The sequence below is a fragment of the Lentzea sp. NPDC060358 genome (assembly GCF_042725365.1).
Lineage (GTDB): Bacteria > Actinomycetota > Actinomycetes > Mycobacteriales > Pseudonocardiaceae > Lentzea.
Genome location: NZ_JBHXCW010000253.1, coordinates 1 through 10,568 on the forward strand (window position 1 = coordinate 1; position 10,568 = coordinate 10,568).

Annotated in this window: 8 protein-coding genes; 6 read left to right on the forward strand and 2 right to left on the reverse strand. The window is 72.4% G+C overall.

Annotation, left to right across the window (positions count from 1 at the left end):
- The 4 genes from ACFWGZ_RS34665 to ACFWGZ_RS34680 all read left to right on the forward strand — a co-directional run.
- Nucleotides 1-2,826 (forward strand): response regulator (locus ACFWGZ_RS34665; protein ID WP_382455807.1); only part of this gene is annotated, 2,826 nt, incomplete at its 5' end.
- Entirely contained in the window at nucleotides 2,823-5,114 is a 2,292-nt protein-coding gene (locus tag ACFWGZ_RS34670; protein WP_382455808.1) for a SpoIIE family protein phosphatase, read from the forward strand. The genes ACFWGZ_RS34665 and ACFWGZ_RS34670, both read left to right, overlap by 4 nt.
- A complete protein-coding gene (locus ACFWGZ_RS34675; protein ID WP_382455809.1) occupies nucleotides 5,111-5,575 on the forward strand; it encodes an ATP-binding protein in 465 nt (154 codons plus the stop codon). The genes ACFWGZ_RS34670 and ACFWGZ_RS34675 overlap by 4 nt, the downstream gene beginning before the upstream one ends.
- 75 nt (nucleotides 5,576-5,650) lie before the next feature.
- Nucleotides 5,651-6,019, forward strand: a complete 369-nt coding sequence (locus tag ACFWGZ_RS34680) for an ATP-binding protein (protein WP_382455810.1) — start codon at nucleotides 5,651-5,653, stop codon at nucleotides 6,017-6,019.
- A 331-nt stretch (nucleotides 6,020-6,350) separates the two neighbouring features.
- On the opposite strand, the gene ACFWGZ_RS34685 is transcribed toward ACFWGZ_RS34680, so the two are convergent.
- Together ACFWGZ_RS34685 and ACFWGZ_RS34690 are read right to left on the reverse strand one after the other, a co-directional pair.
- On the reverse strand, nucleotides 6,351-6,719 hold the full coding sequence (locus ACFWGZ_RS34685) for an STAS domain-containing protein (protein WP_382455811.1): 369 nt from the start codon (nucleotides 6,717-6,719) through the stop codon (nucleotides 6,351-6,353).
- A 126-nt stretch (nucleotides 6,720-6,845) separates the two neighbouring features.
- Nucleotides 6,846-7,268 carry an ATP-binding protein gene (locus ACFWGZ_RS34690; RefSeq protein WP_382455812.1) on the reverse strand — a complete coding sequence of 141 codons (423 nt, stop codon included), beginning with the start codon at nucleotides 7,266-7,268 and terminating at the stop codon, nucleotides 6,846-6,848.
- A 267-nt stretch (nucleotides 7,269-7,535) separates the two neighbouring features.
- Here ACFWGZ_RS34690 and ACFWGZ_RS34695 point away from each other — a divergent pair, with 267 nt between their 5' ends.
- Entirely contained in the window at nucleotides 7,536-8,822 is a 1,287-nt protein-coding gene (locus tag ACFWGZ_RS34695) for an ABC transporter substrate-binding protein (RefSeq protein ID WP_382455813.1), read from the forward strand.
- Between the two features lie 118 nt (nucleotides 8,823-8,940).
- Nucleotides 8,941-10,536: a cellulase family glycosylhydrolase gene (locus tag ACFWGZ_RS34700; protein WP_382455814.1), complete on the forward strand. Its 1,596-nt coding sequence runs from the start codon at nucleotides 8,941-8,943 to the stop codon at nucleotides 10,534-10,536.
- Nucleotides 10,537-10,568: the final 32 nt, after the last annotated feature.

Genomic DNA, 10,568 nt, shown 5'->3' on the forward strand with positions numbered 1-10,568 from the left:
ATGGCGAACAACCTGACCAACCAGGTCCGCAACATCGCCCAGGTCACCACCGCCGTGGCGCAGGGCGACCTGACGAAGAAGATCGACGTCGACGCCCGCGGCGAGATCCTCGAGCTGAAGACCACGATCAACACGATGGTCGACCAGCTGTCGAGCTTCGCCGCCGAGGTGACCCGCGTGGCCCGCGAGGTAGGCAGCGAGGGACGGCTGGGCGGCCAGGCCGAGGTCGAGGGCGTCTCCGGCACGTGGAAGCGCCTGACGGAGAACGTGAACGAGCTCGCCGGGAACCTGACCCGGCAGGTGCGCGCGATCGCCGGGGTGACGAGCGCCGTGGCCGAGGGCGACCTGACCCGGTCGATCACCGTCGAGGCCTCCGGCGAGGTCGCCGAGCTCAAGGACAACATCAACTCGATGGTCGGGTCGCTGCGCGACTCCACGAAGGCCAACCAGGACCAGGACTGGCTCAAGTCCAACCTGGCCCGCATCTCCGGCCTGATGCAGGGCCGCCGCGACCTCGCCGTCGTCGCCGAGCTGATCATGGACGAGCTGACTCCGCTGGTGTCGGCCCAGTTCGGCGCCTTCTACCTGGCCGACGAGGCCGACGACCGGCAGGAGCTGCGGCTGATCAGCTCCTACGGCCACCCCGACGACGGCTCGCGGCCGACGACGTTCCGGTTCGGGCAGTCGCTCGTCGGCCAGGCCGCGCGCAGCCGCCGCACGATCGCCGTCGACGAGATGCCCGCGGACGCCGTGGCGATCACCTCCGGTCTCGGCCGCACCGCCCCGGTCAACCTGGTGGTGCTGCCGATCGTCGTGGAGGAACAGGTCCTCGGCGTCATCGAGGTGGCGTCGGTGCACCGCTTCACCGACATCCACCGCGACTTCCTCGACCAGCTGATGGAGACCATCGGCGTCAACGTCAACACCATCGTCGCCAACGCCCGCACCGACGAGCTGCTCGCCGAGTCGCAGCGCCTCGCGAGCGAGCTGCAGTCCCGTTCGGGCGAGCTGCAGGTGCGGCAGGAGGAGCTGCAGCGCTCCAACGCGGAGCTTGAGGAGAAGGCGGCGCTGCTCGCCACCCAGAACCGCGACATCGAGGCGAAGAACCTCGAGATCGAGCAGGCGCGCCAGGAGCTCGAGACCCGCGCGCGGGAGCTGTCGCTCGCGTCGAAGTACAAGTCGGAGTTCCTGGCCAACATGAGCCACGAGCTGCGCACCCCGCTCAACAGCCTGCTGATCCTCGCCCAGCTGCTCGCGCAGAACCCGAGCCGCAACCTCACGCCGAAGCAGGTGGAGTACGCGGGCATCATCCACTCCGCCGGGTCGGACCTGCTGGGGCTGATCAACGACATCCTCGACCTGTCCAAGATCGAGGCCGGCAAGATGGACATCACGCCCGAACGCGTCTCCGTGCGGCAGCTGCTCGACTACGTCGAGGTCACGTTCCGGCCGCTCACCTCGCAGAAGGGGCTGAGCTTCCAGCTGACCACCTCGCCGGGCACTCCCCCGGAGCTCGTCACCGACGACACGCGCCTGCAGCAGGTGCTGCGCAACCTGCTGTCCAACGCGGTGAAGTTCACCGAGACCGGCGGCGTGGAGCTGCGCATCGCGGTCGCCGAGCCGGACGAGCTGCCGCCGGCGGTGCGCGCGCACGGCCCGGCGATCCTGTTCCGGGTCAGCGACACCGGCATCGGCATCGCCGAGCACCAGCTCGAGTCGATCTTCGGCGCGTTCCAGCAGGCCGACGGCACCACCAGCCGCAAGTACGGCGGCACCGGCCTCGGCCTGTCGATCAGCCGCGAGATCGCCTACCTGCTCGGCGGCTCGATCACCGCGGAGAGCGCGCTGGGCAAGGGCAGCACGTTCACCCTCTACCTGCCGGTGCACAGCAGGGACTTCGCCGAGCCGGTGCAGGCCGCGATCGAGGCCGCGCCGGTCGTCCCGGTGCCGGAGACCGCGCCCGCGAGCACCCACCGGCGCCGGCTGCTCGTCGTCGAGGAACGGCCGCAGGGCCTGCTCTCGCTCGTCGCCCAGAGCGCGGTGACCGACCTGTCGGCGAGCAACGACCCGCGCGGGCCGGTGGAGGTGGTCACCGCCGTCGGCCGCGAGGAGGCCGCGGCGGCGCTGGCCACCGAGCCGTGCCACTGCGTCGTGCTGGAGCTCGACATGCCCGACGGCGCCGCGCTGCGGTTCCTGGAGGCGCTCGACGGCGACCCCGCCACCCGCACGGTTCCCGTGCTGGCGCACAACAACCGCAGGCTGCCGGCGCACCTGGAGCAGCAGCTGCAGGCCCGCAGCGGCACCCGGCCGCTCGAGCTGCTGTCCAGCCTGGACGAGCTGCGCGAGCGGATCGCGCTGCACCTCGACGCCGACGGGCCGGAGGACGTGCTCCCCCTCGTGCGGCACGAGCAGCCGCGCCCGCCGGCCCCGCGCCGGGCGAACGGGCAGCTGGCCGGCCGGACGGTGCTGATCGTCGACGACGACGCCCGCAACCTGTTCGCGCTCAGCAGCATCCTGGAGCTGCACGACGTGCATGTGCTGCACGCGGAGAACGGCAGGGAGGGCATCGAGGCGCTGGTCGGCCACCCGGAGATCGACCTGATCCTGATGGACGTGATGATGCCGGAGATGGACGGGTACGCCGCCACCTCCGCCATCCGCGCGATGCCCGACCACGCCGACGTGCCGATCATCGCGGTGACGGCGAAGGCGATGCCGGGCGACCGGGACAAGAGCATCGCCTCCGGTGCCAACGACTACGTCACCAAACCGGTCGACGCCGATGACCTCGTCTCGTGCGTCCAGCGGTGGATGCGCGCGAGGTGACCGCCGACGAGACGGGGGTCGGCAGACTCGCGGGCACCGTCGCCCGCCTGCGCCGCGAGATCGACGAGGAACGGGCGGCCGCCGACGGCAGGGCGCTGGTGGAGCTCGCCAAGGGCGTGCTCGTGGAACGGCTGCGCTGCGGCCCCGCGCAGGCGGGCGAGCAGCTCGCCAGGCTCGCGGAACGCGCGGGCAGCACCCGGGTCGAGCTCGCCGCGGAGATCGTCGGCGAGGCCTCCGGCGACGAGCTCGCCACCGTGCCGCGGGACGACGGCCGGCCGGACCCCGGCGCGGCGGTCCGGTTGCGGACGGCGCAGAGCGGTGCCCTGCACGCCGACGACACGCAGGCGGTCGCCGAGTCGCTCTTCGCGCACGCGCTGGCCCCGCTCGGCGCGAGCGCCGTCGCGATCTGGCTCGCCGGCTCCGACGCGTCGCTGACGCTCGCCGGGCACGCCGGGTTCGCGACCGGGGAGGCCCACCGCTGGCGCTACGTGCCGCCCGGCGTGCCGACCCCGGCCAGGCGGGCGCTGGCCGGGCGGGAGGCGGTCTGGATCGCCGACCTGGGCGAGTCGGGCCTGCCCTCGATCGGCGCCGGCCTGCTCGGCCGGGTCGCGGTGCCCGCGGGCACCGGCGGGCGGATCGCGGGCGTGCTGGAGATCTGCTGGCCCGGCGCGGTGGCGCCGCAGCCGCTGAGCGTGCGCAAGCAGGTGGAGGCGCTGGCGGAGCTGTGCGCGGCCACCCTCGACGCCGCCACGCCGGCCCGGTTCGCGGACCGGGCGGCGCCGTCCGAGCTCGTCGACCTCGCCGACGGACTGCTCGACCCGGCCCTGGTCCTCGGTCCCGAGCTGTCACCGGAGGGCAGGACCACCGACTTCCGGGTGCACCACGTCAACGGCCGGTTCGTCGACCTGGCGGGCAGGCCGCGGGCGGCGGTGGCGGGCAGGACCCTGCTGGAGGCCTACCCGCTGGCCGCGGCCGCGGGCAGCCTGTTCGACAAGGTCGAGCACGTGCACGCCACCGGCGAGCCGTTCCGCACCGAGCACCTGAACCTCGCCGCGCTGATCGACCAGGTGTCGCTGCCGGTGACGGCCGGGGTCAGCATCACCCGGCACGGCGTGCTGGTCCTCGTCGTGTGGCGGGTGCAGGACGAGACCTCCCGCCTCGCGAACCTGCTGCAGCACGCCCAGCGCCTCGGCCGTGTCGGCGGCTTCGAGGAGGAGCGGCACACGGGCGCGATCGTGTGGAACAGCCAGCTCTTCTCGCTCTTCGGCCGCGAGCCGGGCGCCGATCCCGTGCCGCTGGCGCGGATCGCGGAGCACGCCCACCCGGACGACGTGCTCGCGCTCACCGGGTTCGTGCAGACCGTCCTGCACGACCACCGGCACGCCTCGGCGGCGTTCCGCCTGCAGCGCCCCGACGGCGTCACCCGGCACGTCCGCGTGATCGCGGAGCCCGTGCTCGACCCGCAGGGCGTGCTGCTCACCGTCCGCGGCGCCTACCAGGACGTCTCCGCCCAGCACTGGACCGAGGTCGCGCTGTCGGCCACGCAGGACCAGCTCGCCATCACCGCCCAGGAGGCCGCCGAGCACACCAAGCTCACGCTGCAGCTCCAGCAGGTGATCATGCCGCCGACGCACCCGACGCTCGACGCGTTCGGGCTCCGCGTGGCCGTGCGGTACCGGCCGGCGGCGCAGGAGGAGCTGGTCGGCGGCGACTGGTACGACGCCGTCGTGCTGCCGTCCAAGCAGATCCTCGTCTCGGTCGGCGACATCACCGGCCACGGCATCAAGGGCGCGACCGGCATGGTCGTGCTCCGCAACGCGCTGCGCGGTCTCGCGGCCACCGGCGCGGGCCCCGCACAGCTGCTCACCTGGCTGAACCTCGTGGCCCACCACCTCGCGGACAGCATCTTCGCCACCGCGATCTGCGGCCTGTACGACCCGCACACCCGCGTGCTGCGCTGGGCCAGGGCGGGCCACCTGCCGCCGGTGCTGATCCGGGACGGCCGGTGCGACCTGCTGCCGATGCTGCCCGGCATGATGCTCGGCGCGGTCGCGGAGGCCTCCTACGCCGAGGGCGAGGTCGTGCTCGAACCCGGCGACACGCTGCTGCTCTACACCGACGGCCTGGTGGAGCGCCGGAACCTGGCGCTGGACGACTGCCTGGAGCGGCTCTGCGCGGCGGCGCGGGAACCGCGCGCGTCCCTGGACGACCTCCTCGACCACCTGCTCGACCAGAGCGAGTCCGACACCGACGACGACACCTGCGTCGTCGGCGTCCAGCTGCCATGACGGCTAGGACCGTGCCGCTCGCCCAGGACATCCGCGGCCTCGACCTGGAGGACTACCCGCGGTGCCTCGCCGAGGTGCGCCGGCTCACCCGGCTGGCGCTCACCGGCGTTCGCACCGCCGACGTCGACGACGTCCTGCTCGTGGTCACCGAGCTGGTGTGCAACGCCTTCGACCACGGCCGGGGCCCGCGGCTGCTGCGCCTGCGCGTGAGCCCGCACCCGTGCGTGGTGCGGTGCGAGGTCGACGACACCGCGCCGGAGCTGCCCGTCCTCGGCCGCTCCCGGCTCGGCCCGTTCCGCGGCAGGGGGATCGTGCTGGTCGACCGGCTCGCCACGGCCTGGGGCACCGACCGCGGTGAGAGCGGCAAGACGGTGTGGGCAGAGCTGGACTGCCGCCCGGTGGTGTCCGGCGACACCCTCCCGGCCGGAACCGCCGGTTTTCCCGCCGTCCGGGCGAGGTAACCAAGCACGGTGACGCCGGCAGAACCGGGGGGACTAGCCCTCGACGACGCGAACGCCGCCCACGGGTGGCACACGATGGAACTCGTCAGCGCCTCACCGGACACCGCGGGAGTCCGCCGCTGGGCGCGGGCGCTCCTGCCGGACCTGCGCGAGGACGACCTGCTCGACGTGCTGCTCGTCATCACCGAGCTCGCGTCGAACGTCTTCGACCACGCGCGGTTCCCGGCACGCCTGAAGCTCCGCAGCACGGACGAACCCTGCGTGGTGAGCGTCATCGCCGAGGACGCCTCCCCCGTTCCGCCGCAGCTGCGGCCCTCCCAGCCGGACTCGGTGCGCGGCCGCGGGCTCGTGATGGTGAACCGGCTGGCCGAGCGGTGGGGTGTGGTCCAGCGCAAGGTCGGCAAGGGCGTGTGGGCCGTCATCCCCTGCGCCGTCGCGCCCTGAACTGCCGCGCCCCAGGCCCACGCGCCCCGAACTGTCGCGCCCCAGGCTGACACGCCCCAGGCCGGTCGCGCCCCGAACCGTCGCCCCCAGGCTGACACGCCCCAGGCCGGTCGCGCCCTGAACCGTGGCACCCCGAACCGTCGCGCCCTGAACTGCCGTGCTGTAAGCCGTCGCGCCCCGGCTGTCGCGCCCCGGGCTGTCGCGCCCTCTGCCGTCGCGCACTGAGCCCGTCGCGCACTGAGCCCGTCGCGCACTGAGCCCGTCGCACCCCAGACCCAGCGCACCCCAGACTCAGCGCACCCCAGACCCAGCGCCCCCAACCCCAGCGCGGCTAACGCCGTTGCTGCCGCGGCACCCTCGGCACGGCGCGCAGGGCGGCGAGCGCGTCGGGCAGGTCCGCGAACAGCATGAGGTACACGTCGGTGGCCGTGACCTCCAGCGGCTTGAGCACCGTCTGGTGCGCCACCACCCCGAACGGGACACCGCGGTCGTGGACGTGCTGGTGCAGCAGCACGAGCATGTTGATCCCCGAGGACCCGAAGAACGTCACCGCCCGCAGGTCGAGGACGAGGCCCGTGAGGGGCCGTTCCACCGCCGTGATCGCCTTGTCGAGCGGCACCTGGGCCGTTTCCATGTCGACTTCGCCGGACACCGTGACGACCGCGATGCCGGCATGGTCCTCCACCTGTGCGATCAGCACGTCCCGGGCTCCGATGCGGGTGCTCGCCGACTGGACATCGATCGGGACCAGGGTCCCACGCCCGGCCCGCGCGTGGTGGGGTGAAAGCGCGCGGCGTTGCCTCGCCGACCGCGGTCCCCGGTGCGGTCAGGTTCCCGCGCACACCCCGTCGGCCGGGCACGCGATCAGCGCGAACACCGTCTTGCCGCGCTCCGCGGGCCGGGTGCCCCACCGGCGGGCGAGGCTGTCGACGACCACGATGCCCCTGCCCCGCGTGCCGCTGAGCCGCGACCGGCCGTGCACCGGTTCGGCGGGCGACCCGTCGTCGACCTCGACCGTGATCTCGCACGCGCTCCCCTGCCGCAGGACCCGCAGGTGGCCGGTGCCGGGGGTGTGGTCGAGGACGTTGTTCACCAGTTCCGTGACGACGAGCAGCACGTCGTAGCGGTGGTCCTCGCCGAGGTCGTGCAGCACGGTGGTGAGCCTGGCTCGCACCGCGGTGAGCGCGATGGCCGGGTCGACGGGCAGGTCGAGCAGCACGGTGCCCGCTCCTCCGCCGACCGTCGTCACCCGTGCTCCTCCTCGTGCCTGTGCTGCCCGCACGCTACCGGTAGGCCGCTCCCTGACGTCGCCCGCGCGGGGTCCCGGCCCGCGACCGTCGCCGACGAGGCCGCCGGCGGGCGAAAAAATGCTGGGAGCGTTCCCAGACGAACACGCTCCGCAACGGCTCTGACCTCGTCGGCAAGGGTGCTTGACACCTCGTCGCGGCGCCATGAGACTCCCCAGAACCTGGGAGCGCTCCCAGGTCTTCCCGTCGCCGTCAGAGGAGTTCTCACCGTGCGTCCCCGCCACTGGATCACCGTGGTGGTCTGCGTCGTCGCATCCGCCACCGTCGCGTCCTGCGGCACGGCCGGAACCGCGAACCGGACCGCCGACGGCAGGACCGAGCTGACCATCGCCACGTTCAACGAGTTCGGCTACGAGGAGCTGTTCGCCCAGTACGAGGCGGCGCACCCCGACATCAAGATCACCCAGCGCAAGACGGGCCAGGGCGCCCCGCACCACCAGAACCTCTTCACCAAGCTCGGCGCGGGCGCGGGGCTCGCCGACGTCGAGGCGGTCGAGGAGGGCTACCTGAGCCGGGTCATGGCCAAGGCCGACCAGTTCGAGGACCTGAAGGAGATCGGGCCGGAGGACGTCACGCCCGACCGCTGGCTCAAGTGGAAGGCCGACGCCGCCACCACCAGGAACGGCAGGCTGATCGGCTACGGCACGGACATCGGCCCGCTCGCCATGTGCTACCGCAAGGACCTCCTCGCGAAGGCCGGGCTGCCGTCCGACCCGGAGAACGTCAAGCGGCTCTTCGCCACGTGGGGCAGCTACTTCGCGGCGGGCGACCAGTTCACCGCGAAGGTCCCCGGGGTCGCGTGGTTCGACAGCGCCGCCCAGATCTTCAACGCCATGCACAACCAGCACGACGTGGGCTACTTCGACTCCTCCGACGAGCTCGTCGTCGAGTCCAACCCTGCCATCCGCGGCGACTGGAACGCCGTGACGGCCGCCGTCGCGAAAGGACAGTCGGCGAAGCTCCCCGCGTTCAGCGCCGAGTGGAACACCGGTTTCAAGCTCGGCCGGTTCGCCACGAAGACCTGCCCGTCGTGGATGCTCGGCGTGATCGAGGCCCAGGCGGGGCCGGAGAACGCCGGCAAGTGGGCCGTCACCGACGCCTTCCCCGACGGCGGCGGCAACTGGGGCGGCTCGTACCTGACCGTGCCGAAGCAGGGCAGGAACGTGCGGCAGGCCGCCGAGCTCGCCGCCTGGCTGACGGCCCCCGAGCAGCAGGTCAAGGCGTTCCAGGCGAAGGGCACGTTCCCCAGCCAGATCGACGCGCTGGAGAGCAGGACGCTGCTCGAGTCCGTCAACACCTACTTCGGCAACGTCGAGGCGGGCGCGCTGTTCGCCGCGCAGGTGCAGAAGGTCAAGGCGGCGCAGCACAAGGGGCCCGCCGACGGGCAGATCCAGGACGACGTGTTCAGCCCGGCGCTGCAGTCCGTCGAGCAGGGCAAGCGGCCGGACGAAGCGTGGAACACCGCCGTTCAGGAGGCGAAGAAAGCCGCCAAATGACCGGTTCGAGTCGAATTCGCCCGTCGAAAGCGGACCGCGTTCCGGGCCTCGCTTGACCCCCTCGGACGCCGGACCGATTCTGGGAGCGCTCCCAGAACTCAGGGCCGGAGGAGAGCGGATGAAGCTGCGGGACGGACTTGCCGGCGCACTGGTCGCGGCCGTGGTGGCCGCGGCCGGTGTGGCGGCCATTGCGACAGCCGGGCAGGTCCCGGCGGCGGCCGCGGCCGCCGGCACGGGCACCGGGTACCTGCACACCAGCGGGAACAAGATCCTGGACAGCACCGGCGCCACCGTCCGGCTGACGGGCATCAACTGGTTCGGCATGGAGACCGACAACAGGACGTTCCACGGCCTGTGGTCCAGCCGCACGTGGCGCCAGCAGCTCGACCAGATGGCGCAGCTGGGCTACAACACGCTGCGCGTCCCGTTCTCCGACGACGCGCTGAAGCCCGACGCCAAGGCGACCGGCGTCAACGACTACACGAACCCCGACCTGGTCGGCCTGTCCCCGTTGCAGATCCTCGACAAGGTGATCGGCCACGCGGGCCAGAAGGGCATGCGGGTCATCCTCGACCGCCATCGGCCGACGAGCGCCGGGCAGACCGCGCTCTGGTACACGGCGGGCGTGCCGGAGTCGACCTGGATCAGCAACTGGAAAGCGCTCGCCCAGCGCTACGCGGGCAACACCACGGTCATCGGCGCCGACCTGCACAACGAGCCGCACGCCGAGGGCACCAACCCGGCCGCGGCCGGGTCGTGCTGGGGCTGCGGCGACACCGCCCGCGATTGGCGCCTCGCGGCCGAGCGCGCGGGCAACGCGATCCTGGGCGTGCAGCCGAACTGGCTGATCTTCGTCGAGGGCGTGAGCTGCCCGAGCGGCGGCCTCTCGAACGTCTGGGACGGCGACCCGTCCAACGACGAGGACTGCGGCTGGTGGGGCGGCAACCTGTCGAAGGCGGGCCAGTTCCCGGTGCGCCTGACCGTGGCGAACCGGCTCGTGTACTCCCCGCACGAGTACGCGACCTCGGTCTACGACCAGCCGTGGTTCCGGGCCCCGGACTTCCCCGCGAACATGCCGGCGATCTGGGACAGGTACTGGGGTTACCTCCACAAGCAGAACATCGCGCCGATCATGATGGGCGAGTTCGGCACGACCCTCGCGAACCCGGTCGACAAGGTGTGGCTGGAGAACCTCATGGCCTACACCGGGACCGGCGTGAACGGCATGTCGTTCACCTACTGGTCGTGGAACCCCAACTCCGGTGACACCGGCGGCATCGTCGGCGACGACTGGACCACCGTGAACCAGGCGAAGCAGAGCATCCTGCAGCCCTACCTGATCCCGCCGGCCGGCAGCGGCACCGACCCGACGACGACCACCACCACGACCACCACCGGTGGTGGCACGGGCGGCTGCAAGGCGGTCTGGAAGCTCGACAACTCCTGGCAGGGCGGCTTCCAGGGCTCGCTGACCGTCACGAACACCGCGACGAGCGCCGCCAACCCGTGGAAGGTCTCGTTCTCCCTCAACGGCGCCACGGTCTCCAACGGGTGGAACGGCACGTTCAGCCAGAGCGGCAGCACGGTCACGGTGACCGCGCCCTCGCACAGCCCGTCCCTCGCGGCGGGAGCGTCGGTGTCGCTCGGCTTCACCGCGACCGGCACGGCGAGCACGCCGTCGTCCGTGATGCTCGACCAGGCGGCCTGCGCCTGACCGCGCGCCGGCCGCGGTGCTTCCCCCGGAGG